A 23,359-nucleotide genomic window follows, 5' to 3' on the forward strand; every position below is an offset into this window, starting at 1 on the left:
CGGGTCCGTCCTATTCATTGAGTGTCGTGCTCAGCTGCAGCCGGGAATACCTCCGTGCGAGCAACACGAACACGATAAGTTGAGCCGCAAGCATGACGGCGTTTCCCAGGACGGCGCTCATTGAGAGAGCCAGTGCTGCCGCTGTTAGGGCGACGACACCAACCACGCCGATCAACGCGAGGGCGGGTGCGAAGATGCTGATCGATGAATAGCCGAGCATCCGTTTGACGGCTAAGGCTTCTCGATACGTGGTCGAGTACAGCTTCGTGAGCGCCACGAGCAGGATCAGACAGAACAGGCTGAGGGAGAGAATCACCGCACCGAAGAGCTGCAGCACGGATTGAATGGTCTTCGTGAGGCCGGCGACGAAATCGCTGACCGGGAGGAACTCGACCTGATTGTCATCGAGGTGGAATGGTGCCAGGTATGACGGGCTCGCGTAGCTCGTCGCGGCGTCCACGTCGAGCTTCACATAGCTGTTCTCCAACCCGACCGCAACCAGGCTCTCGCTTTCGAACGGAACCATGTTCTCCGGCGTGGTGACGAGAATGACGGCGTCGATGGCGCCTTGGCGCCCGGCCGGATCGGTGCTCCAGGAGAACAACGGCGCCGCGGGCCGATAGCCCTCGAAGCTGACGATCCGATCGTCGAAGAAGGCCGTGCGGATTGACGGTTCGTAAGAAATGTCGCTCTTCTCCGTTAGCCATCCCCGCATCGCGGCTTGCGTCGAATCGTCCCACGTCTCTGGGATCAGGAACACACGTTCGCCTGCTTCCGCGCGGGCCACGAGATCCGCGTTGACCGTGAAACCTTGTGCGGCGAGGTAGCTCGGAGAAGCAGCGACGTACCAGAATGGCTGTTCCGGGACGGATGTGTAGACGCCCGACCACGCGTTGAGCACGCTTTGGTCGAAGTGTTGAGTGTTGACCAGGCTTACGCCCGGATCGTCGGCTATCGCGCTGTACCAGTCGTAGAAATCGCGTTGGTATTCACTCGACTGCCCGGTGAAACTCGCCTGATCCTGTCCTGCGCTCGTGTGGTAGAGGATCTGCTGATCGGCGACGGCCGACCACGATTCACGGACATCTGCGAGCGTGCCGGCCTCCTTCAGTGGACCGTCGAGATAAACGAACGTCAGGGTGAAACCGGCCACCGCCACCACATAGAAGCCTGCGAGCACACCGAGCAGCAGTCGCTTCGAGAAGCGTCCGAGGATGGCATCGACGGGTTTGATCGCGATAAGAGCCACCGCCGCGATCGCAACGCACCCGAGCGCGGGGAAAGCCCCAACCGCCGCGGCGGGTCCGACCGCACTGAGCATCGTGAGATTCAGCTCATATCCCGGCGCCATCGCGAGCGTGAGAACCATCGAGAGCCCTGCCGCCACGACGACAGCCACCACCACGGGACGGAAGAGCGAGAACGCGAACCCCCACCGTGATCGTCCGAAAAGGAGATGCACTCCGAGAACACGGAACGCGCGAACAGCTTCGAACACAAGCACGAGAAGCAGCAGCAGGGCTGCGGCGATCACAAAGCCGCCAAGCAGGCCCGCGGTCAGCCCACTGTCCGTGTTCTGGCCGCGGAGGGGCGTGAGCATATCCTCCGAAGAAAGACCCGTCACGGGTTCGAGCGCACTGGACAATTGGGTTAGCCGTTTCTCGCCCCCTCCCACGACGCGGTAGGTGCCGTTGATCGTGCCCGAAGTCTCCACGAGTCGGGCCAGCTGCACAACGGCTATCCGCGGCGCAAACATGAGCTCCGGAACGTCGTGAATCACATCCGCCGCGTTGGCGTCGAGACCGATCGACGCCGCGGGATCGGCGCTGACGAGATCCTCGATCTGGCCGACGCCGAACAGAGTCGTACCGAGCAGGCTCAGTGCGAGCGACGGCGGAGCCTCGGACGCCGTCGCGACGCCGATACGCATTCCGGTCAGCGTGCCGTCGGCATCAGCCAGCTCGTGATCCACCCTGACGACAGCGCTCGTGGCGTCTTCGCTGAACTCGCCGATAACTGCGAGAACACCGGCCGCACGCTCCTCCGGAACGTTGTAGAGGTAGATCTGAGTCGAACCGCTCGGATACGCCTCAACCTCTTGGAGGAGGATGTTTCCCTGGTCGAGGATGAAGAGCACACTCATGAGCGCGCCGATGACAATCACGAGCGCCGAGCTCGTTACTTTCGACCATAAGGCCATGTGTACCCCCGTCGACTCGTCTCTACGCAGACATATCACCGGTCGGCAAAGACTCGGATGCGCCTTCCACGAACCCCGGCCTTCAACGAAGGCAACCTCGCGGGACGCGCATCCTCCGTGCGGAAAACCGGGCGCCAAGCGATCTTCTACGGCATCGCCGAGCTTCACCCTAACAGTTTCTTTACGCAATAATGCGGAACTGTAATGGGTGCGAGATGTCGCTCTCCAAGTGGTGCACGAGCCTGCTTCTATGGCAACGCGAACGATTCGCGCCTCGCGGACAAGTTGGGTGGCGAAGGACAGCTGTCCGGTAGCGGGTCGGCCAGCATCCCGCAGCGAATCACCGATCGCGCAGCGCACAGACGTCAACGACAGTGTCCGGATGCCCCACCCGATGAAGATGCCCGAGCGAGTGACGACGACCGTCAGGTCATTTCCTACCACTACGTCACACGACCCAAAACAACGGTGTCTCGTCACCCCAGCGCCTAGTTCGGGCCACGCCAGATGAATCCGAATCTCGTATCCCATGGCTTATGAGGCAGGCCAGTTACAAGACACAACCGCTCGGCGTCCTGGGAAGGGGCACGCGGGGAGAGAGGTCTGCCGCCATGCATCACTTGCTGTCGACGTGGCCGATTGGATCGGTGCTGTCGCTGAATGCGGCACGGGCACCGCGCCAGCTGTTGGCATCGACGTGCAGAGCAGTTCGAAGGTAAGCGGTGCTCATCCTCTGGAGGACAGCGACTCGCTCCGGATTTTCGTCGGTGGTCTCGGCGACCTCGTATCCGACGATCCCGCCAAGCGCGTGCTCGGCACCGTAGAAGGTCAGGAGGTCGGTGGCACCGGGACTGTACGTGTAGGCATCGGTGAACCAGTCGGGGCCGCGGCTGGACATATTGGACTGGTCGTGGTCGCCTGCGACGACGAGTGTCGGCGTGGTCAGCTGCTGGAACGAGGGGCGCATGAACGGGAAGTTCGCCTGAGCGAACGGATGCAGGTCCTCGCCGCCGACACCGGTTGCCGCGAACAGGATGCCCGCGGTAACGCGACTGTCGGACATATCCTCGCCGACCTGGCCCGCCTCATCGAAGATCCGCGCGCCGAGCAGCGATTGGGCGGTCTGCCCGCCCCAGGAATGGCCGACGGCGGCCACGCGGCTCCGATCCATACGGCCGGCAAGTCCAGGAACGGCGGCCTCGATAGTGTCGAGCTGGTCAAGGATGCGCGTGAGATCCGCGATCCGCTCGGTCCAGATTGTCGGGAAAACCGGGTGATCGAACCCGAAGCCGTTCCGGCGCGAGTCCAAGTGAGTGGGCTGGATCACGACGAACCCGCGGGAGGCCCAGAAGGCGGTGAGCGGCGCATAGCCGTCCAGGTTCCACCCGTTGCCGTGGGAGAACACCACGACGGGGAGGTTCGAGCCGGCAGTTGGCGCCGAAACGCGCACGTCCAACGGCACCGGTCGTTCTGGAGCAGACAACTCGATGGGAGCGACGGAGACGACCGGAGCGCCAGCGCCGACGATGTCGTCCAGGGCGTCAACGATTAATGAGTTCATAGCGATTTCCATTCCATGGGCGCCGCTCTGCGATACTGGTTATCGGAGCGTTGTTCCGTAACATTACGGAGCATTGTTCCGTAATGCAAGCACGCAACGCCCAGCGAGCGAGGAGAGGTCCATGGCTGATACCCAAAGCAAGCAGGCTCATGCTGCGGAGATCAAACAAGTAGGTCGTCCGCGCCAGAGCGAGCAGGCTCTGCTTGATGCGGCGGCGGCTGTATTTGTGGAAGCGGGAGTGGACGCTCCGGTCCGAACGATCGCGGCGAGAGCGGGCGTCGGGGTAGGAACCATCTATCGACACTTCCCAACTCGCCCGGAGCTTGTAGTCGCGGTCTACCGACACCAAGTGGAGGCGTGTGCAGAGGCAGGCCCGCGGCTGCTCGCCGAGAGTCCGACACCTGAGGCGGCCTTGCGGTCATGGGTTGCCCTCTTCGTGGACTTCCTGGTCACCAAGCACGGGTTGGCTGGCGCATTGCAAGGAGACACCGCCGGATCCGACGCCCTTCATACTTATTTCGTTGACCGTCTAGTCCCGGTGTGTGGCTCGCTCCTCGAGGCAGCGCTTGAGTCCCTTGACCCAGCTCCACCGATCGATGCGTACAACGTGCTCAAAGGCATCGGGAACCTCTGCATTGGTTCAGCAGGCGACGCTCGATACGAGGCCGAGGTTCTCGTGCAACTACTTATCTCGGGCGTGCTTGCCCGAGGAGTTCGTTGAGTCGCTACCCATCCCATCTCGCGCGGAGTGCGACGCAGAGCACTGTGTCTCGAAACCCTAGAGATGAAAGACATCTAACAACTCGCCTTCTCGCCCTGACCGATCGCCGGAATCTCGTGCCGCGGCGAGTCTCATAACCCACAGGGGACCTCTCACCGACAGACGGAATTGGATGGTCCGTGGCGCTGGTCACTCTCCGATGACGGATGCAGTGTCGGTCGTCCTGGATAACGTGAGCATTGAGCGAACCCACGAGCAGGTGCACCCTTGAGATCGAGATCGCCGCTGACGGGCACTGTCTCGGCGGTCGCACTCGTCCGACTGGAAGGCTGGGCTGATTACACATGGCATCGATCACCTCGTACACGACCGCAGCCGGCAAGCGCTACCGGGTGCGGTACCGCCGACCCGACCACACGCAGACGGACAAGCGCGGGTTCAAGACGAAGAGGGAAGCCGAGCTCTTCACCGCGACCGTCGAGATTGCCATGGCGAGGGGCGAGTACGTCGAGGCTTCGGCCGCCAAGGTCACCATTGGCACTCTGGGAGCTGACTGGCTCGTTTCGCAGACGCACCTGAAGCCATCCTCGCTCCGTCCCATCGAGATCGCCTGGCGGCTCTATGTGGCGCCGAGTTGGGCGAGGATCTCCGTCAGCGGCGTCCGCCACAGCGACGTCCAGGCCTGGGTATCGACGATGACGGGCACGCGCGGCGCCACGACCGTCATCCGGGCCTTCGGAGTCCTGGCGTCCATTCTGGACGTCGCGGTCCGTGACAAGCGCATTTCCACGAATCCCGCCCGGGGCGTGAACCTCCCCAGGAAGCCCACGAAGGAGCATCGGTATCTCACCCACGAGGAGGTCGTGCGCCTCGCCGACAATTCCGGGATCCACCGCACGCTACTGCTCGTGCTCGCGTACACCGGGCTGCGCTGGGGCGAAGCCATCGGCTTGCGCGTGCGAGACGTCGACCTGACCCGGAACCGGATCTCCGTCAGCGTGAACGCCGTCGAAGTCGGCGGGATCATCGAGGTCGGGACGCCGAAGTCCGACAAGCGCCGCACCGTCGTGTTCCCGGCATTCCTCACCCAGTCCCTGCTCGAGAACATCACCGGCAAGGGCCCCAACGATCTGCTCTTCTCCGACAGCTCCGGGGAGCACCTCAAGCGAACACGCGTCAGCAGCGGCTCGAGGTCGTGGTTCAAGACGGCGCTCGTCGCCTCCGACCTGCCCGCGATGACCCTGCACGACCTCCGACACACGGCCGCATCCCTCGCCATCGCGTCGGGAGCGAACGTGAAGGCGGTGCAGCGGATGCTCGGTCACGCGTCAGCGGCGATGACCCTCGACGTCTATGCCGACCTCTTCGATGACGATCTAGACGCCGTTGCCGTGGGCCTCAACCACGCCGCCGCTCCAGCAATTGTGGGCAAATGCGGGCAAACCCACCCGGACCATGAAAAAGACCCCCGGACTTCCGCGTAATTACGCGGATCTCGGGGGCCTTACAGTGCGGAGACGGTGGGATTTGAACCCACGGTACCCCGTGAAGGGTACTCCACCTTAGCAGGGTGGTGCACTAAGCCGTACTATGCGACGTCTCCTTGGCGTCTGCGGCAGAATTCACCGAGCAAACACACGAGTGTAATCATAACCGTACCGGCGGCATCCGTTTGCACAGCGCCCGAAGGCCCGCGCTTACTGGTTGTTGAGGGTACGTCCGACGGAGCAGGTCAGTTCCCCTGCTGTCTGGCCGGTCGCCGACTCCGATAGCGTGGCGGCATCCGTGGGGGTGGGGGTCGGGGTGGCGCCGGCGGATGCCGTGGGAGCGGGCGGCGCGGACGCATCCGTCGTCGCGGCGGGGGCCGGAGGCGCGGTGGCGCTCGGGTCGAGCGTCGCGCCTCGCCCTGTCGTACCGCCGAGTTTGAGTGCTTTGTCGGCCGCGACCGCGGTGAAGAGATCCTTGAAGTCGGGCTGGAGCGGGAGCACGCCGCCGGTCGTTCCGCCGGTGGGCACCTGCACGAACACGACCTCGTTCAGGTCGATGTCCTTGAGCGCGACGGCGATCGACGCGATCACGGAGACGTTGTTGAGGCTGTCGGAGAGCTTCATGTTGGCGGTCACGGCCTTCGCGAGCGAGTACACCTTGATCGGGTCCGACAGGGTGCTCGCGCTCTTGATCGTGCGCACAAGTGCCGACATGAAGACCTGCTGGTTGTTGATCCGGGTCAGGTCACTGCCGTCGCCCACGCCGTGGCGGGTGCGGAGGAACTGCAGGGCCGCAACACCCTCGAGGGTGTGCATCCCGGGCTTGAGGAAAGTGCCGGTGTACTCGTCCTGGATTTCTTCGGCGACGCAGACCGGGACACCGCCGACGGCGGTGGACATCGCCATCACGCCGCTGAACTGCACCTCGGCCGCGAAGGGGATGGTCAGGCCGGTGAGCTTCTCGACGGTGAGCACGGTGCAGGCGAGCCCGCCATAGGTCAACGTGGTGTTGATCTTCTGACGGCTCATCGAGTTGAACGTGCCGCCGCTCGGGTCGGGGCAGGCCGGGATCGGGACGAACATGTCGCGCGGGAAGCTGATCACGGAGGCGTTGGTGTGGTCCTGCGAGATGTGCAGGAGCATGGTCACGTCGTTGAGGTCGCCGGTGGAGTCGTCCGGTCCGAATGCGGCGTCCTGGCCCTTCCGGCTGTCGCTGCCGACGATCAGGAGGTTGACGCCGCCCGTGATGGCACCGATCTGCGGAACGGGGCCGTTCGTCTCATTGGCGAGGTGCACACCGGGCTGCGCGCTCGACGCCACGTCGAGGGTGGCGATCGCCGCGACGGAGACGCCGCTGACGAGCACGACGGCCATCGCCGCAGCGAGAAACTTGACGACGGTGACGACGGGATTCGAGTGCTTCAACCGGCCGTGCCGCGCGATGGTACTGAGCTTGTGCGATCGTGCGGAACGGAGAATCGGTTGGTCGCTCACTCAGATCCCTTCTGTGGTGCGGGCCGCTAACGGGTTCGTGCGGAGGGCGTGGGATTCGAACCCACGAGACATTTCTGTCCACCAGTTTTCAAGACTGGCTCCATCGGCCGCTCGGACAGCCCTCCCGTTCGCAGTCAGGTCCGGCGAAGAACGCCCGGTCGACAACACACGAATACCGACCGATTCTAGCCGATCACACCTTCCCCACCCTGCCAGCCGGCTGGGACGGCCGCCACGGAACGGTTCGGAGCAGTTGTGGAGCGGTCCCGGAGGAGCGTCGGAGGCGCGTCAGAGCGACGCGAGAACCGTGGCGAGGCCGTCGTCGAGCACCGCACCGGTGATCTCCCCTGCCGCCTCGAGCACCTCGCGGGGGGACTGGCCCATGGCCACGCCGCGGCCCTCGAGTCCCGCCCACTCGAGCATTTCAATATCGTTGCGCCCGTCGCCGACCGCCATCACCCGGGCACGGGGGATGTCGAGCTCGGCCCGGACCCGCTCCATCGCGGTGGCCTTGTTGACGCCGTCAGGGGCGATGTCGAGCCACGCCGTCCAGCCGATCGAATAACTCACCCGGTTGAGGCCCATCTGCTCGACGACCTGCAGGAAGTCTTCCATCTCGTGGTCGGGCGAGATGACGACGACGCGGGTGGCCTCATGGCGGAGCAACTCGTCGAAGTCGACGTGTTCGCTGTCGAGGCCGATGGTGGCGTCGGGGAAGGGCTCGGTGTACCGGTAGAAGCCATGCTCGTCCTCGACGGCGAAGCGCGCATCGCCGAGGTGCGAGCGGATCGAGAGCAGGACCTCGCTCGGGTCGAAGGTCTCGACCCATTCGCGGCGGTACCCCATCGGCGCGGTCAGGTCGCGGCGCAGAGTGATCGCACCGTTCGAGCAAACCACGTAGCGCGGCGTGATGTCGAGCCGCTCGAGCACCGGCAGAGTGGCCGCCGCCGAACGACCCGTTGCGAGCATGATCTCGTGCCCCGTGCGAGTGAGTCGCTGCACCTCGGCCAGGACCGCCGGGCTGATCGAACCGTCTTCGTGCACGGTGGTTCCGTCGATATCGAGGGCGACGAGCCAGGGCGAGACGGTCGCGCTCATCGGATCGGCTCGAGGATTTCGAGGCCGCCGAGCCAGGGCCGGAGCGCCTCGGGAACGAGCACCGAGCCATCCGCTCGCTGGTGCGTCTCGAGGATCGCGACGATCCAGCGCGTGGTGGCCAGGGTGCCGTTGAGGGTGGCGACCGGCGCGGTCTTGCCCGATTCGGTGCGATAGCGGATGTCCAGGCGGCGAGCCTGGTACGTGGTGCAGTTGCTCGTGCTGGTGAGCTCGCGGTAGGCGTTCTGGGTGGGCACCCACGCCTCGATGTCGAACTTGCGGGCCGCGCTCGACCCGAGGTCGCCCGCCGCGACGTCGATCACGCGGTAGCTGAGGCCGAGGGACTGCAGCATGCCCTCCTGCAGGGCGACGAGGCGGTCGTGCTCGGCCTCGGCGTTCTCGGGGAGCACGTAGGTGAACATCTCGAGCTTGTTGAACTGGTGGACTCGGATGATGCCCCGGGTGTCCTTGCCGCCGGAGCCGGCCTCGCGGCGGTAACAGGTGGACCAGCCGGCGTAGCGCAGCGGGCCGTCATTCAGGTCGAGGATCTCGTCGGAGTGGTACCCGGCGAGCGCGACCTCGCTCGTGCCGGTGAGGTAGAGGTCGTCTGCGGGGAGGTAGTAGATCTCGTCGGCGTGCTCGCCGAGGAAGCCGGTGCCGTCCATGATCTCCGGGCGAACGAGGGTCGGGGTGATCAACGGGATGAAGCCCGCCTGGAGGGCCCGGTCGAGGGCCATGTTCATCAGGGCGATCTCGAGCCGGGCACCGATGCCGCGCATGAAGTAGAACCGGGCACCGGAGACCTTGGCGCCGCGGGCCATGTCGATCGCGCCGAGCATCTCGCCCAGCTCGAGGTGGTCCCGGGCCTCGAAGTCGAAGGTGGGGATCTCGCCGTGGGTGCGGAGCGTGGTGAAGTTCTCTTCGCCACCGGCCGGGACGCCATCGATGATGGGGTTGGCGAGGGTGCGGACGATCCCGGTGAAGTGCGTCTCGGCATCCGTCGCGGTTGCGGCAGCGGCCTTGACCCGGGCGGCGAGCGCCTGGGCCTCGGCGACGAGGGCCTTCTTCTCGGCGGGCGGCGCGCTCGCGACCTGCTTGCCGAACTGGTTCTGGGCGGCGCGCAGGTCTTCGTAGGCCTTGATCGACGTGCGTCGGGCGGTGTCGGCGGCGAGCGCGGCGTCGACCGCCTCGACCGAAGCACCCCGCGCCTTCTGCGAACGCTTGATCAGATCGGGATTCTCTCGCAGCAGTACAGGATCAATCACCGTGCCAGTCTACAAGCGCCCGCCGGAACGCCTTGCTAGCCTGAACCCGTGAATACTCCCGGTGAAACTCCGAGCGGTCGCCGAGCGGCCGTCGTGTACAACCCGATCAAGGTCGACGTGGACAAGCTCCGCGCAAGCGTCGCAGCGGCGGAGTCCGCCGCCGGGTGGGCGGGCACGGTGTGGCTCTCGACGACCGAGACGGATGCCGGGCAACGGGCGACCCGGACGGCGATCGAGCAGGGGGCATCCGTGGTGCTCGCGGCGGGCGGGGACGGCACCGTACGCGCGGTCGCCGAGGCCCTGCGCGACACGGGCGTGGCGCTCGCGATCGTGCCGTCCGGCACCGGGAACCTGCTGGCCCGCAACCTGCAGTTGCCGCTCGCGAGCCTCGATGCCGCGGTGGAGATCGCGTTCGGCGGCGTCGACCGGGCGATCGACCTGGGCGTCGCGGTTCTCACGGACACCGACGGCGAGAAGGCCGAACACGTCTTCCTGGTGATGGCCGGCCTCGGCCTCGACGCCCAGATGATCGCGAACACGAGCGCCGACCTCAAGAAGCAGGTCGGCTGGCTCGCCTACGTCGACGCCGGAATGCGGGTGCTGCCGAAGTCGAAGCCGTTCCGGATCCGGTACAGCCTCGAGGGTCGCACCGACCGCCCGGCCCACGTGAGCACGATCCTGGTCGCGAACTGCGGGGTGCTGCCGGGCAACATCCAGTTCCTCCCCGACGCCCTGGTGGACGACGGGATCCTCGACATCGCCGTGCTGCAGCCCAAGGGCGTGCTCGGCTGGCTGACCATCTGGCGCCGGGTGACCTGGGAGAACGGCGTGCTGCGCCGCTCGGCGGTCGGGCGCCGGATCATCGCCCAGAGCGAGTCGAACAACGAGCGGGTCATGACGACGCTGCGCGGCTCACGGATCAGGATCGTGCTCGAGCACCCCCAGGAGTTCGAGATCGACGGCGACGAGTTCGGCCCGGTGCGCGCGGTCTCCCTGCGGGCGGACCCCGGCGCGCTCACGGTGCGGATGCCCGCGCCCGCTTCCCCTTCCGCCTAGCGCCCGGCCCCGCCCCTCTTCGCCCGCCTTCCTCCTCGCGAGAGCGCACTTTTGGCCCCTAAACCGCGGGTTTAAGGGCCAAAAGTGTACTCTCGCGAACCCTCCCGAGGCGGGCGGGGGCCGGCGGGGCGAAGGGCGGGGTCAGGCGCCGCGAAGGAGGGCGTCGAGCCAGGCGCGCGCGCCGATGTAGACGTCGTCGTCGTAGCGCTTGGTGTACTCGTTCTGCTGCAGATCGGCCCGGGGGTATGAGCCGAGGAAGATGACCTTGGGGCTGAACCGGCGCAGGCCGAGCAGGGCATCGGCGACACGTTCGTCGTGGATGTGCCCGTCGGCGTCGATCACGAACCGGTACCGGCCGAGCGCGTCACCGATCGGGCGCGACTGGATCAGCGAGAGATTGACGCCGCGGGTCGCGAACTGCTCGAGCAGTTCAAGCAGCGCCCCGGAGCGGTCCTCCGGCAGCTCGACGATGAGGCTCGTCTTGTCCGCGCCGGTCCGCTCGGGGATCGCGGTGGTCCGGCTGACCAGCACGAACCGGGTGACGGCGTTCGGGTTGTCGCCGATATCGGTGGCGAGAACGGTGAGGTCGAGATGGTTCTCGATCCCGGGTGGGGCGACCGCGGCATCCGCCTGCTCGGTCTCGAGCAGCGACGCCGGCGCCGCCACATTGCTCGAGGCGGGAATGTGGCCGTGGTGCGGCACGTGCGTCTCGAGCCAGTCGCGGCACTGGGCGTATGCGACCGGATGCGCGGCGACGATCTTCACGTCGGCGAGCTCCGTGCCCGGCCTGGCCACGAGGACGAAGTTCACCGGTACGAGATACTCGCCGATGATCCGCAGGTCCGGCACCTTCGCGAGCGCGTCCTGGGTCGCGGACACGCCGCCGTCGACGGAATTCTCGATCGCGATCATCGCGGCGACGCTCCGGCCGGAGACGACGTCGGCGAGCGCCTCGCCCACGTTGTTGACCGAGCGCCACGCCTGGCCGCGTGCCTCGGGAACCTGGGCGAGTGCCGCTTCGGTGAAGGTGCCCGCCGGCCCCAGGAAGCTGTAGCTGAGTTTGCGCGTCTCGGACATGGCTCACAGCCTACTTGCAGTGCCAGACTGGGGACATGAATGAACGTGCGGGCACTCCGGCCCTGGAAACCGACCTGATCGATGTCGACGCGCTGGTCAAGGCGTACTACGACTTGAAACCCGATGTGACGGTGCCCGAGCAGCGGGTGGCGTTCGGCACCTCCGGGCATCGTGGCAGTTCGCTGAACACGGCCTTCAACGAGAACCACATCATCGCGACGACGCAGGCCATCGTCGAATACCGCACCAAACAGGGCATCACCGGGCCGCTGTTCATCGGGACGGACCCGCACGCGCTGAGCGCGCCCGCGTACACGACCGCGCTCGAGGTCCTCGTCGGCAACGGCGTGCGCGTGCTCGTCGATCAGTTCGACGACTACGTGCCCACCCCGTCCCTGTCGCACGCGATCCTGGCGTACAACCGGGCCGGGAACACGGACGAGGCCGACGGCATCGTCGTCACCCCGAGCCACAACCCGCCGACAGACGGCGGCTTCAAGTACAACCCCCCGCACGGCGGACCGGCCGACAGCGACGCGACCTCCTGGATCGCCGCCCGCGCCAACGAGCTCATCGCCGGCGGCCTCGTCGACGTGAAGATGAGCGAGCCGAGCGCGGTCGAGACCTACGACTTCCGCGGCGCCTATGTGGACGACCTTGAGAACATCATCGACATGGCCGCGATCAAGGCCAGCGGCATCCGCATCGGCGCGGACCCGCTCGGCGGCGCGAGCGTCGGCTACTGGGGAGCGATCCGCGACCGCTACGGCCTCAACCTGACGGTCACGAACCCCAAGGTCGACCCGACCTGGCGCTTCATGACGCTCGACTGGGACTCGAAGATCCGGATGGACCCGTCGAGCCCGTCCGCGATGGCCTCGGTGATCGCACACAAGGGCGACTTCGACATCCTCACCGGCAACGACGCCGACGCCGACCGGCACGGCATCGTCACGCCGGACGGCGGCCTGATGAACCCGAACCACTTCCTCGCCGTCGCGATCGACTACCTCTACAGCCACCGCGAAGGCTGGCGGGCGGATGCCGCGATCGGCAAGACGCTCGTCTCTTCAACCATGATCGACCGTGTCGCCGGCTTCCTCGGCCGCGACCTATGGGAAGTTCCCGTCGGCTTCAAGTGGTTCGTCCCCGGCCTCATCGACGGCTCGGTCGCCTTCGGTGGCGAGGAGAGCGCGGGCGCGAGCTTCGTGCGCTTCGACGGAACGGTCTGGACGACGGACAAGGACGGCATCCTGCTCGCCCTCCTCGCCTCCGAGATCCTCGCCGTCACCGGCAAGACCCCGAGCCAGCGCTATGCCGAGCTCGTCGAGCACTTCGGCGACCCGGCGTACGCCCGCGTGGATGCCGCTGCGACGCCCGCCCAGAAGGCCCAGCTCGGCAAGCTCGACGGCGACGCGATCACCGCGACCGAACTGGCCGGCGAGAAGATCCTCGCGAAGCTCAGCCACGCCCCCGGCAACGGTGCCGCGATCGGCGGGCTCAAGGTCGTCACCGAGAACGCCTGGTTCGCGGCTCGCCCGAGCGGAACAGAGGACGTCTACAAGATCTACGCCGAGTCCTTCAAGGGCCCGGAGCACCTGCGCCAGGTGCAGCTCGAGGCGAAGGCGATCGTCGACGCCGCCATCGCGTAGACGCGTTCGACGACGGATGCCGCCGCCCACGTTCGCCGGCCGGCGGGCGCGGGCGGCGGCATCCGTCGTGTGAGACGACCGGTCGGGCTCGCTCCACTCGCCGCCGCACCCGTTTCGGCACACCGCTACCGAAACGGCGGGCGCGGGCTGCCGAAACCGGCGCGGCCGCACCCGCAAGCGGGCGCGGGCTGCCGAAACGGGCGCGGGCGCGATGTCCGAACAGTCGGGCGGCGGCATCCGTCGTGTGAGACGACCGGTGGTTAGGGGATGCTCCAGTAGTAGGCGGTGGCGCCCGGGTGCTTCACGGTGATCGCGTAGTCGACGGAAAGATAGTCGGTGTCGTCGGTGTGGCCGGCGTAGTAGATGACGATGTCGTCGCCGCTGCCCTCGATGCGGGTCACGACGCCGGTGTGGTCACGGTCGCCCGAGTTGTCCCAGTCGAACTGCACGACGTCGCCGACCTTGACCTGGTCGCGCTGCTGGTCGGTGAGCGCGGTCGCGCGCCCCGAGCTCGCGAGGTAATTGCGGAACGCGGTCGAGCTGACCCACGCGTTCGAGTGGGTGAACGACGAGCCGGTGCCCTTGGACCACCAGCTGCCGTCCATGGTCCAGCCGCGTTGGATCAGGGACTGGCTGGTGAAGTTGACGCAGTCGTTGTCGGTGATGATGCCGTAGTCCGCCGTGTTGTAGTCGGTCCAGTACTTGATCATGTAGTCGACCTGGGCCTGCACTCCGCCGGTCGAGGCCGCCGCGACGGGGGCCGGCGCCGCGGTCGTGACGGGCGCCGGAGCGGGTGTCGGCGTTGCGGTGGCGACAGGCGCGGTATCGACGGCTACGGGAGCACCGGCATCCGCCGGCGTCGCCCGGGAGGTCGCGGTGTCGGTCGGGGCCGCCGACGTGGCGATCTCCGCCCGCGCTGAGTCCGAATCGTCGGTGCCCCATGAGGCGACGGCGGCGGTGCCGATCACGAGAACGGCGAACGCGAGCGCGGCGGCGCTGATGCGAAAGCGTCGGGTGAACTGCACGAATTCCTCGTCTCATTCGGGGGGTAGGGGTACATCCAGATAAACACACTTAAATGGGAAATACGTCCTTCAAGCTATGAAGTGTCGCTGAATCGCGGGGCTAGGCGACGCTCCAGTAGCTCACCGTTCCGCCGGTGTTCGCGAGGGATTCCTCGACGGACTTGTCGAGGCTATCTTCGGTGTGACCTGCGTAATAGACGTGGGTTCCCGAGGAATCCTTGACGACTCGGGTGACGATTCCGGTGTGGTCTTTATCACCGGAACGGTCCCAGTCGAATTGCACGATATCTCCGACTTTGACCCGGTCGCTCTGACCGGCGGCGAGCGGCGTGGCACGCTCGGGGTGGGCGGCCAGGTACGCGGCGAACGCGGTCGAGCTCGACCAGGCGGTGCTGTACCCGGCTCCGGTCGCGTTGTACGACCACTCGGCATCCATCGTCCAGCCGCGGGCGATCAGCGACTGGCTCGTGAAATTGACGCAGTCGTTTCCGCCGATGGAGCCGTAGACGGCGGAGTTGTACGAGCTCCAGTGGGCACGCACGTAATCGACCTGGGCGGTGATGCGCGGGTCGGGGACGTACTGGAAGGTGAGTGCGCTCACGCTGGGGGCGGCCACTGCGGCCGTGGTCTCGGCGGCCGTGGTGCCGGTGCTCGCGAGGGCGCCCGGTGCGCTGCTCGGGGCCGGGGTCGGGGCGACGAGTGGTGCCGCGGCATCCGCCAGGGGCGTGATCGCCTGCGACAACGAGGCGACCGACGATGACTTCGCCGCTGCGGCTGCCGTGGCGGCCTGGGCAGCCGCGTTCGCGGCGTTCGCGGGAGTGCTTGCGACGGGAACGACCGCGCCGGTGCCGTCGACGAGCGAGACCGGTACGGAACCCGTGCCGTAGTCCGTCGACGCGGGCGTCGAAATGGTGACGGTCGTGTCGGTCGCCGACAGCACGGTGCCGGCGTTGCCGCCGAAGCTCACGCCCGACACACCCGCGAGCCCGGAACCGGTGACGCTCACGATCGTTCCGCCGGTGACCGGTCCGGCCGACCCGCCGTCTCCGGCGCTCACGGCGCTGTAGATCACGGGGCTGCCCGCCACGACGGGCACGGCGGGGGCGACGCTCGCCGGCACCGGTCGGGAGACGGCGAGGGGGGCGGATGCCCCGGTGGCGGCCCCGGGGGACGCCTGGCTCGAGAGCGGCACGAAGAGGCCGAAGCACAGGCTGGCGGTTGCGGCCGCGCCCGCCAGCCAGATCAGCGGGCGGTGACCGCTCGGCGCTTTCTCGAGGCGGTTCCGGGAGCGGGTCGCGGGGGTGTCCGGGGTGGCGTTCGGGGTGGACGGGGCCGGACTGGTGGAGCGGAGGGGCAGTGGATCTTCCCGGCGATGGCGGGAGCGGACGGGACTTTCAGGACGTGTAATGGGGCGCACAAAATCGTTTCTGGACGGCGAACGGGGACCCGACATGCGAACACGCGCACATGCCAGAACCCTGTGCAGAGCCTCCGAAACCCATGCATGAGCATGGAACTAGTGATAGGTCGGGGCCGCCGGGAGACCGAAGAATTCCTCGAGCGTGGTCACGCCCTCCGTGTGCATTTCGGTCGCGAGATCGATGCCGATGTAGCGGAAATGCCACGGTTCATACGCGTAGCCGGTCACGGCAACCTTGTCCTCCGGATAGCGGAGCAGGAAACCGTACTTCCAGGCATGCTGCGCGAGCCAGGTTCCCTGGGGAGTCGCGCCGAAGCACGCGTCGAGGGAGCACTTCGACGGCAGCGCGCTGATGTCGATCGCGAGTCCGGTCTGGTGTTCGCTCGTGCCCGGGCGGGCCGTGCTCGTGTCCGCGACGGCCTGACCGTGCGCGGAGACATCGTCGTTGTACACCGAGACCTGGGTGGGATAACTGCGGTAGGAGCTCTGCGACTGGAGTTGCAGCCCGGTTTCGGCCGTGAACGCGGCGAAAAGCGCCACGACGGCGTCGGATGCCTCCCGGCGGAGCTGCGGTTCCCAGACGTGCGGCACGGGTACGACGACGAGGTCCGGCGGGGTGAAATCGACCGGCTGCAGGGGCCGGTACTTGTCGACGACGACCCAGATGCTGGCCGGGTCATCGTGCGAACGTGCCGCCTTGTCGAAGCGCGGAACCAGCGCTATCGGGGTCGGCGATGCGGTCGGCGCCGGACGCGCGGCATCCGTGGGTGCCGACCGGTCGCCGGGCGTGTGCGTCGCCCCGGGAAGCGCCGTCGCGACGGATGCCGGGGCGTGCGTCGCGAAGAAACCGATCGCGACAGCCCCGCCGGCCACGAGAACGGCAGCGAGGGAGAGAGCTGTGACCCGTCGCCAACCCATCCCGTGTGACTCCCCCGTTTGTCGTTCTGTACGCACGCTCATGAGCCTAGTCCCGGGACCCGTCCGATGCGGGGACGGCACCACCCCGACGGCCGGAAGCGGGGCCCGAGAAATCTGTTGAGGATCTCCTGCCCGTCGTGTAACTTTGCAGACAATGCAAACTCCTCCCGCCTCCGCCCCCTCGCCGACCTCTGCGCCCCTGATGACGCACCGGCAGATCCTGTTCGTCATCTTCGGCCTGATGGCCGGGATGTTCCTCTCGGCCCTCGACCAGACCATCGTCGGGACGTCGATGCGCACGATCGCCGACGACCTCGACGGCATGTCGCTGCAGGCCTGGGTCACGACCGCGTACCTCATCGTCTCGTGCATCAGCACGCCGATCTACGGCAAGCTCAGCGACATCTTCGGCCGCCGGCCGCTGTTCCTGATCGCGATCACCGTCTTCCTGATCGGGTCGCTCCTCGCCGGGATGTCGCACTCGATGTACGAGCTCGCGGTGTTCCGGGCCATCCAGGGTCTCGGCGCCGGCGGCCTGATGGCCCTGCCGCTCACGATCATGGGCGACATGCTCGCCCCACGGGAGCGGGCCAAGTACCAGGGCTACTTCCTCGCCGTCTTCGGCATCTCGAGCGTGATCGGCCCGCTCATCGGCGGCGTGCTCTCCGGGGCGACGACGATCCTCGGCATCACCGGCTGGCGCTGGGTGTTCCTGATCAACATCCCGATCGGCATCGTCGCTCTCTTCATCGTGATCCGCTTCCTGCACATCCCGCACTTCAAGCGACCGGTGCGGATCGACTGGTGGGGCGCCGTCACGGTCATCGTCGCCGCGGTCCCGCTGCTGCTCGTCGCCGAACAGGGCCGAACCTGGGGCTGGTGGTCGTTCACCTCGGTCGCCTGCTACGTCACCGGCGTGCTCGGCATCGTGCTGTTCATCGTCGCCGAGCGGCTGATGGGAGACGACGCACTCATCCCGCTGAAGCTCTTCCGGTCCTCGACCTTCTCCATGGCGACCGTGCTCGGCGTCTTCGTCGGATTCGGCATGTTCGGCGCGATGATGACCGTCCCGCTCTACCTGCAGCTCGTCAACGGTGCCACCCCGACCGAGAGCGGCTTCATGATGCTCCCGATGATCCTCGGCCTGATGATCTCCTCGATCGCGAGCGGCCAGGTCATCGCGCGCACCGGCAAGTACCGGCTCTTCCCCACGCTCGGCACCGCGTTCATGGCCGCCGGCTTCCTGCTCTTCACGTTCGCGACCGCGGACAAGCCGGTCTGGTTCATGATGGCGGGCATGCTCCTCGTGGGCCTCGGCCTCGGCCAGCTCATGCAGACCCTCACGATCGCGAGCCAGAACTCGGTGGGGCCGCGGGATATCGGCGTTGCGACATCCGCTTCGACGTTCTTCCGCCAGATCGGTGGCACGCTCGGCACCGCCGTGCTGTTCTCGGTGCTGTTCACGCGCATCCCCGACACCCTGGGCGCCGCATTCGGCAATCCGACGATCGTCGCCGGCGTCAAGGCGGCCGCCTCCGATCCCGCCGTGCTCGCCGACCCCGCGAACGCCGGCATCCTGGCCCTGCTGCAGAACCCGGCCGGGCTCGGTACGGCGCTCGACGGCGACACGTCGTTCCTGAACGCGGCGGACCCGCGGCTCTCGCAGCCGTTCCTCGTCGGGTTCAACGACGCCACGGTCACGGTGTTCTGGGTGAGCCTCGTCGTCGTGCTGATCGCCTTCGTGCTGAGCCTCTTCCTCAAGGTCGATCCGCTGCGCAAGACGAGCGCCCTGCAGGAAGCCGCAGACGAGCACGCCGCGGCCCAGGCGACCGAGCGGGCCTCCGAGGCCATGATCGCGCAGCACGCCGCAGACACGATGGGCGCCCTCGTCGAGCCGGGGCTCGACAGCGACGAATTCGAGCGCCCGGGCCGCGCCTGACGCGGGCGGTTCACGGGCGGTTGCCGGGCGGATGCCGGGCGCGGGAATTCGGGAGCGCCCGGTGGCGTTCTCCTTGAGATGCGTATTGTAATTGCAGGTGGACACGGAAAGATCGCCCGGCTTCTGACTCGGGACCTCACGGCTGACGGCCATGACGTGATCGGACTGATCCGGAACCCGAACCAGGCGGACGACCTCCGCACCGACGGCGCGACCCCGGTCGTGCTCGACCTCGAGGCGACGACGCCGGCCGAACTCGCGGAGGTCCTGTCCGGGGCCGATGTGGCCGTCTTCGCCGCAGGCGCGGGCGGGGGCAGCGGCGACGGGCGCAAGACGACCGTCGACCTGGGCGCATCCGTTCTGCTCGCCGATGCCGCCCAGGCCGCCGGAGTCCCCCGCCTCGTGCAGGTCTCATCGACCGGGGTGGACCTCGTGCGCGCTGGGGCCGAGCCGGCCGAAGTGCCCGACGATATGCTCGCCTACCTTCAGGCCAAGCTCGCCGCCGAAGAGGATCTCGTGCGCCGCGACCTCACCTGGACCATCGTGCGCCCCGGTACCCTCACCGACGAAGCGGCGACCGGGCTCGTCAGCCTCCAGCACACCGGACCGGGCATTCCCGAGGTACGCGGCACGGTCCCGCGCGCGGACGTCGCGGCGGTACTGGCGGCGCTCATCCTCTCGGGCTCCGGCGCCCTGGAAACCCTCTACCTGGTCTCCGGCCGCACGCCGGTCGATTCCGCGGTCGCCGCACTCGCCTGACCCGGAGCCGCACGCACAGACTCGCACACACAAACCGGCCCACCCCTGTTCGGAATTCAGGAGGTGGGCCGGTTTTTCCCCGTTACGGGGGTGTTTTGGGCCGAAAACAGGGTGAACTCCTGAATTCGGAACGGGGCCGTGCGGGAGGGGGCGGTCGGGAGCGGCGATCAGCCCTTGACGGCACCCGCCATGATGCCGGAGATGAGCTGCTTGCCGGCCAGGACGAACAGGATCAGCAGGGGCAGCGTCGCCAGCACGGCGCCCGCGAGGACGACGGAATAGTCCACGTACTTGGCGGACTGGAGCTGGCTGAGTGCCACCTGGAGCGTCGGGTTCTGCGGAGACACGATCATCGGCCAGAGGAAGTCCGTCCAGGCCATCATGAAGGTGAACAGAGACAGGATCGCCATCGCCGGGCGGGCTGCGGGAACGGCCACGTTCCAGAAGGTCGTGATCATGTTCGCGCCGTCGACACGGGCGGCTTCGATGAGTTCGTCGGGGATGACGTCGACGAGGTACTGCCGCATGAAGAAGACGCCGAAGGCGGTGACGAGGGTCGGGATGATGACGGCACCGACGGTACCGGTCCAGCCGAACTGGCGCATCAGGATGAACAGCGGGATGATGCCGAGCTGGGTGGGGATCGCCATGGTTCCGACGACGAAGACCATCAGCCCGTTGCTGCCGCGGAAGCGGAGCTTGGCGAAGGCATAGCCGGCGAGGGTGGAGAAGGAGACCACCGAGACGGTGATGATGGTCGAGATCACGATGCTGTTGAGCAGCGCCTGCCAGAACGGAATCGTGTCGAAGACGGCGGCGACGTTGATCCAGAACTGTCCGCCCGGGAGGAGCGGCGGCCATTCCTGGCTCAGGACGGATGACGAGCTCGAGCCGACGACGACCGACCACCAGAGCGGGTAGGCGCCACCGATGAACAGGGCGAGCAGGATGCCGTACGTGAGGAAACCGGGTCGTCTGTCGATCCCGAGGCCCTTGTGGCCCTTCATCCGCCCGGCCGGGTTCTTCTCGGCGCGGACCTTGACGGGCCGGGCCGGCCGAACCGGTTCGGTGGGAGTGGGGGTGAGTGTGCCGGTCATGATATGGGCTCCTTCGCGCCGGTGGGGACCGTGCTGGATGGCGGGGAATCAAGGGGCTCGCCCGCAGCGGAGGACGCCAGGGCAGCCTCGCGGTCGGCCGCGGCCTTGCGCCGCAGCACCCGTTTCGCGGTCTTGACGTCCGTGCGGGAATCAGTGGTGGCGATGCGCTGCGAAATCAGGAAGTTCAGCACGCCGAACGCCACGATGATGATGAACAGGATGAACGCGACGGCCGAGGCCTTGCCGAAGTTCTGCCGCTGGAACGCCATCTCCCAGAGATAGAGCACGGTGGTCTGGAATTGCCGGTGGGCGCCGCCGGGCGTCGGGGTCGTCGCATCGTACAGGCGGGGTTCCGTGAAGATCTGCAGGCCACCGATGGTGGCCGTGATGATCACGAAGATCATCGTGGGGCGGATGCTCGGCAGCGTGATCGAGAAGAACCGGCGGAAGAATCCGGCACCGTCGAGGGCCGCCGATTCGTGGATATCACGCGGCACCGACTGCATGGCGGCGAGCAGGATGAGGGCGTTGTACCCGGTCCAGCGCCAGTTCACCATGCTCGCGATCGCGATGTGGCTGGGGAAGACATCCGTCTTCCACATGACCGGATCGACGCCGACGAAGCTGAGGAGGTGGTTGATCATGCCGTTCTGCTCGCTGAACATGTTCGAGAAGATCAGGGCGACGGCCACCGGGGTCACCACGTACGGGATCAGGACGCTCATGCGCCAGAAGGTCTTGGCCCGCAGGTTCTGGTCGAGAACCGCGGCGATGAAGGTCGCGGCGATCAGCTGCGGGATGCTCGAGAGCAGGAAGATGCTCATCGTGTTGAACAGCGAGTTCCAGAACAGCGGGTCGTTCAGCTCGGCGGCGTAGTTGTCGAAGCCGATCCACTCCCCCGGTCCGCTCAGCAGGTTCCACTTATTGAGCGACACCACGAAGGTGTACACCAGCGGGAACAGACCGACGACGCCGAAGAGCACGAAGAACGGCGAGATGTACAGGTAGGGCGAGAGCTTCACGTCCAGGCGGCTGAGCCGATGCTTGTAGGTGAGGGCGCTCTTCCGACCGGTGCGGTCGGGCCGCGGCGGGCTGCTGAGTTCTGGTTCACGTGTGAGTGTCATGGTGGCTTTCTGCATTCAAGCCGGGCCCTCCTGCGCCGGAGTGCGGCGTGGGAGAGCCCGGCAAGCGGATGCTGGCTACGTGCCTACTTGTTGACGATGAGCTGGTTGAACAGCGTCATGGCGTCGGCCCAGGCCTTGTCGCCTGACACGCCCTGGTCGAGCGAGATCGCGGACGGTCCGAAGACCTTCTCCTGGATCGTCGAGTCGTCCGGGCCCTTGTACTGAGCCTTCACGCCTTCGGCGCGCTTGCTCAGGATGGCTGCGATCGGTGCGTCGTTGAAGAAGGCCGAGATTCCGGTGCTCGCGGCAAGCGCGGGATCGGTCTGAGCGGCCTTGACGCTCGGGAATGCGCCGGAAGCCTGGAATTCGGCGACTTCCTGCTTGGCGTCGGTCAACCAGGTGGCCAGTTCAGCGGCTTCCTTCGGGTGCTTCGACTGTGTCGGAACGGTCAGGAAGGTTCCGCCCCAGTTGGTGGCACCGCCGGGGAAGACGTCGGCGAAGTCCCAGCCGGCCGTCGCGCCAACGGCGTCGCCGCCGGCGGTCTTGACCTGACCCTGGACGACTCCGAGCATCCAGCCCGGGCACATGAAGGTCGCGAAGGTGCCGTCGGTGAACGACGTGCCCTTGTTCCAGTCCCACTGGGACTGCTTGGCGGAGAGGCCGGCCGCGTTTGCGGAGGCGAGCTTCGTCCAGGCGGACTTCAGTGCTGCGTTGTTCTCAACGTTGAGCTTGCCGTCCTTGGTGTAGTAACCCTCGGGAAGCTGGTTGACCATCGAGTTCCAGATGAAGCCGGACTGGTCGAACCATGCCTTGCCGGTTGCCTTCTGGTACTTCTCGCCGACGGAGAAGTAGTTGTCCCAGGTCGAGCCGCTGCCCCCGAGCAGGGTGGCGACCGCGGCGCGGTCGGTCGGGAGACCGGCTGCTGCGAAGGCCTTGCTGTTGTAGCAGATGCCCTCCGGGCCGATGTCCGTGCCGTATCCGATGATGCGGCCGTCCTTGTCGGTGGCCTGGTCGACCTTCCACGACACCCAGCGGTCCTTGACCGCGTCGGCGCCGTAAGCCTTGAGGTCGGTGAACTGGCTCGAGACGTTCTGAATCGCGCCCAGCCAGCCTTCCTCGACCGCGGTCACGTCGGAGAGGCCGCTGCCTGCCGCGATCTTGGTGAAGGCATCCGTCTGTGCGTTGCCGCCGGTGTCGATGTTGTTGGCCTTGATGGTGATGCCGGGGTGAGAAGCCTCGTACTGTGCGTAGAGAGCGTCCATGCCCATGGTGCCGAACGTCGTGACGGTCAGTTCGACCGGCGAGGCACTGGCAGTGGTGCCGGTTCCTGCCGATGAACAGCCCGTTGCAATGAGGGCGAAGGATGCGGCGCAGGCTACTGCTGCCCCAACCTTGGTGCGTCGTGAGAACTTCACTGTCACTCCTTTGTGTGCGTGTTTGCGCGCGTGTGTGTACTGCGTGAAATGTGT

At 66.6% G+C, this 23,359-nt stretch carries 18 protein-coding genes and 2 tRNA genes; 6 read left to right on the forward strand and 14 right to left on the reverse strand.

Features of this window, described 5'->3' with window-relative positions:
- Nucleotides 1–10: 10 nt before the first annotated feature.
- Entirely contained in the window at nucleotides 11–2,164 is a 2,154-nt protein-coding gene (locus MQH31_RS14600) for a bacteriocin-associated integral membrane family protein (protein WP_243012666.1), read from the reverse strand.
- A gap of 652 nt (nucleotides 2,165–2,816) precedes the next feature.
- The gene (locus tag MQH31_RS14605; protein WP_243012667.1) at nucleotides 2,817–3,761 is read right to left on the reverse strand and encodes an alpha/beta hydrolase family protein; all 945 of its coding nucleotides are present in this window, start codon (nucleotides 3,759–3,761) and stop codon (nucleotides 2,817–2,819) included.
- A 121-nt stretch (nucleotides 3,762–3,882) separates the two neighbouring features.
- Between MQH31_RS14605 and MQH31_RS14610 the strand changes: the two genes are divergently transcribed.
- Both MQH31_RS14610 and MQH31_RS14615 read left to right on the forward strand, forming a co-directional pair.
- Complete coding sequence (locus tag MQH31_RS14610; protein ID WP_243012668.1) at nucleotides 3,883–4,482, forward strand: TetR/AcrR family transcriptional regulator; 600 nt, start codon at nucleotides 3,883–3,885, stop codon at nucleotides 4,480–4,482.
- 344 nt (nucleotides 4,483–4,826) lie between these two features.
- On the forward strand, nucleotides 4,827–5,966 hold the full coding sequence (locus MQH31_RS14615; RefSeq protein WP_243012669.1) for a site-specific integrase: 1,140 nt from the start codon (nucleotides 4,827–4,829) through the stop codon (nucleotides 5,964–5,966).
- 28 nt (nucleotides 5,967–5,994) lie between these two features.
- Here the strand turns inward: MQH31_RS14615 and MQH31_RS14620 are convergent.
- The 5 genes from MQH31_RS14620 to serS all read right to left on the reverse strand — a co-directional run bounded on the left by MQH31_RS14620 (nucleotide 5,995) and on the right by serS (nucleotide 9,823).
- Nucleotides 5,995–6,085, reverse strand: a tRNA-Ser gene (locus MQH31_RS14620).
- Between the two features lie 94 nt (nucleotides 6,086–6,179).
- Complete coding sequence (locus MQH31_RS14625) at nucleotides 6,180–7,463, reverse strand: LCP family protein (protein WP_243012670.1); 1,284 nt, start codon at nucleotides 7,461–7,463, stop codon at nucleotides 6,180–6,182.
- Between the two features lie 40 nt (nucleotides 7,464–7,503).
- Nucleotides 7,504–7,588, reverse strand: a tRNA-Ser gene (locus tag MQH31_RS14630).
- Nucleotides 7,589–7,751: 163 nt separating this feature from the next.
- Nucleotides 7,752–8,561, reverse strand: a complete 810-nt coding sequence (locus MQH31_RS14635; RefSeq protein ID WP_134534579.1) for an HAD family hydrolase — start codon at nucleotides 8,559–8,561, stop codon at nucleotides 7,752–7,754.
- The gene (serS, locus tag MQH31_RS14640; RefSeq protein WP_243012671.1) at nucleotides 8,558–9,823 is read right to left on the reverse strand and encodes a serine--tRNA ligase; all 1,266 of its coding nucleotides are present in this window, start codon (nucleotides 9,821–9,823) and stop codon (nucleotides 8,558–8,560) included. The genes MQH31_RS14635 and serS overlap by 4 nt, the downstream gene beginning before the upstream one ends.
- A gap of 48 nt (nucleotides 9,824–9,871) precedes the next feature.
- Here serS and MQH31_RS20900 point away from each other — a divergent pair, with 48 nt between their 5' ends.
- Nucleotides 9,872–10,879, forward strand: coding sequence for a diacylglycerol/lipid kinase family protein (locus tag MQH31_RS20900; protein ID WP_243012672.1), 1,008 nt, complete (start codon nucleotides 9,872–9,874; stop codon nucleotides 10,877–10,879).
- Between the two features lie 141 nt (nucleotides 10,880–11,020).
- On the opposite strand, the gene pheA is transcribed toward MQH31_RS20900, so the two are convergent.
- The gene (gene pheA, locus MQH31_RS14650) at nucleotides 11,021–11,956 is read right to left on the reverse strand and encodes a prephenate dehydratase (protein WP_243012673.1); all 936 of its coding nucleotides are present in this window, start codon (nucleotides 11,954–11,956) and stop codon (nucleotides 11,021–11,023) included.
- A 35-nt stretch (nucleotides 11,957–11,991) separates the two neighbouring features.
- Here pheA and pgm point away from each other — a divergent pair, with 35 nt between their 5' ends.
- Nucleotides 11,992–13,608 carry a phosphoglucomutase (alpha-D-glucose-1,6-bisphosphate-dependent) gene (pgm, locus tag MQH31_RS14655; protein WP_243012674.1) on the forward strand — a complete coding sequence of 539 codons (1,617 nt, stop codon included), beginning with the start codon at nucleotides 11,992–11,994 and terminating at the stop codon, nucleotides 13,606–13,608.
- Between the two features lie 260 nt (nucleotides 13,609–13,868).
- Here pgm and MQH31_RS20905 read toward each other — a convergent pair whose 3' ends face one another.
- From MQH31_RS20905 to MQH31_RS14670, 3 genes are all read right to left on the reverse strand, one after another.
- Nucleotides 13,869–14,633: an amidase domain-containing protein gene (locus tag MQH31_RS20905; protein ID WP_243012675.1), complete on the reverse strand. Its 765-nt coding sequence runs from the start codon at nucleotides 14,631–14,633 to the stop codon at nucleotides 13,869–13,871.
- Between the two features lie 100 nt (nucleotides 14,634–14,733).
- On the reverse strand, nucleotides 14,734–16,050 hold the full coding sequence (locus MQH31_RS14665) for an amidase domain-containing protein (RefSeq protein ID WP_243012676.1): 1,317 nt from the start codon (nucleotides 16,048–16,050) through the stop codon (nucleotides 14,734–14,736).
- 99 nt (nucleotides 16,051–16,149) lie between these two features.
- Nucleotides 16,150–16,971: a M15 family metallopeptidase gene (locus MQH31_RS14670; RefSeq protein WP_243012677.1), complete on the reverse strand. Its 822-nt coding sequence runs from the start codon at nucleotides 16,969–16,971 to the stop codon at nucleotides 16,150–16,152.
- A gap of 154 nt (nucleotides 16,972–17,125) precedes the next feature.
- Between MQH31_RS14670 and MQH31_RS14675 the strand changes: the two genes are divergently transcribed.
- Together MQH31_RS14675 and MQH31_RS14680 are read left to right on the forward strand one after the other, a co-directional pair.
- Entirely contained in the window at nucleotides 17,126–18,910 is a 1,785-nt protein-coding gene (locus tag MQH31_RS14675) for an MDR family MFS transporter (protein WP_243012678.1), read from the forward strand.
- Between the two features lie 78 nt (nucleotides 18,911–18,988).
- Nucleotides 18,989–19,669, forward strand: a complete 681-nt coding sequence (locus MQH31_RS14680; RefSeq protein WP_134534586.1) for an SDR family oxidoreductase — start codon at nucleotides 18,989–18,991, stop codon at nucleotides 19,667–19,669.
- A gap of 167 nt (nucleotides 19,670–19,836) precedes the next feature.
- On the opposite strand, the gene MQH31_RS14685 is transcribed toward MQH31_RS14680, so the two are convergent.
- The 3 genes from MQH31_RS14685 to MQH31_RS14695 form a co-directional block, all read right to left on the reverse strand.
- Nucleotides 19,837–20,766 carry a carbohydrate ABC transporter permease gene (locus MQH31_RS14685; protein WP_174775064.1) on the reverse strand — a complete coding sequence of 310 codons (930 nt, stop codon included), beginning with the start codon at nucleotides 20,764–20,766 and terminating at the stop codon, nucleotides 19,837–19,839.
- Nucleotides 20,763–21,890, reverse strand: coding sequence for a carbohydrate ABC transporter permease (locus tag MQH31_RS14690; protein ID WP_243012679.1), 1,128 nt, complete (start codon nucleotides 21,888–21,890; stop codon nucleotides 20,763–20,765). Before MQH31_RS14690 ends, MQH31_RS14685 begins: the two co-directional genes overlap by 4 nt.
- Nucleotides 21,891–21,973: 83 nt before the next feature.
- Complete coding sequence (locus MQH31_RS14695) at nucleotides 21,974–23,305, reverse strand: ABC transporter substrate-binding protein (protein ID WP_134534588.1); 1,332 nt, start codon at nucleotides 23,303–23,305, stop codon at nucleotides 21,974–21,976.
- Between the last annotated feature and the right edge of the window lie 54 nt (nucleotides 23,306–23,359).

Source organism: Cryobacterium zhongshanensis (genome assembly GCF_022760445.1).
Classification (GTDB): domain Bacteria; phylum Actinomycetota; class Actinomycetes; order Actinomycetales; family Microbacteriaceae; genus Cryobacterium; species Cryobacterium algoricola.

Coding starts and splice junctions, on each gene's coding strand:
- MQH31_RS14685 (WP_174775064.1), bottom strand. CDS start 20,766: ATGACCGGCACACTCACCCCCACTCCCACCGAACCGGTTCGGCCGGCC.
- MQH31_RS14615 (WP_243012669.1), top strand. CDS start 4,827: ATGGCATCGATCACCTCGTACACGACCGCAGCCGGCAAGCGCTACCGG.
- pheA (WP_243012673.1), bottom strand. CDS start 11,956: ATGTCCGAGACGCGCAAACTCAGCTACAGCTTCCTGGGGCCGGCGGGC.
- MQH31_RS14610 (WP_243012668.1), top strand. CDS start 3,883: ATGGCTGATACCCAAAGCAAGCAGGCTCATGCTGCGGAGATCAAACAA.
- MQH31_RS14680 (WP_134534586.1), top strand. CDS start 18,989: ATGCGTATTGTAATTGCAGGTGGACACGGAAAGATCGCCCGGCTTCTG.
- MQH31_RS14605 (WP_243012667.1), bottom strand. CDS start 3,761: ATGAACTCATTAATCGTTGACGCCCTGGACGACATCGTCGGCGCTGGC.
- MQH31_RS14635 (WP_134534579.1), bottom strand. CDS start 8,561: ATGAGCGCGACCGTCTCGCCCTGGCTCGTCGCCCTCGATATCGACGGA.
- pgm (WP_243012674.1), top strand. CDS start 11,992: ATGAATGAACGTGCGGGCACTCCGGCCCTGGAAACCGACCTGATCGAT.
- MQH31_RS14670 (WP_243012677.1), bottom strand. CDS start 16,971: ATGGGTTGGCGACGGGTCACAGCTCTCTCCCTCGCTGCCGTTCTCGTG.
- MQH31_RS14690 (WP_243012679.1), bottom strand. CDS start 21,890: ATGACACTCACACGTGAACCAGAACTCAGCAGCCCGCCGCGGCCCGAC.
- MQH31_RS14675 (WP_243012678.1), top strand. CDS start 17,126: ATGCAAACTCCTCCCGCCTCCGCCCCCTCGCCGACCTCTGCGCCCCTG.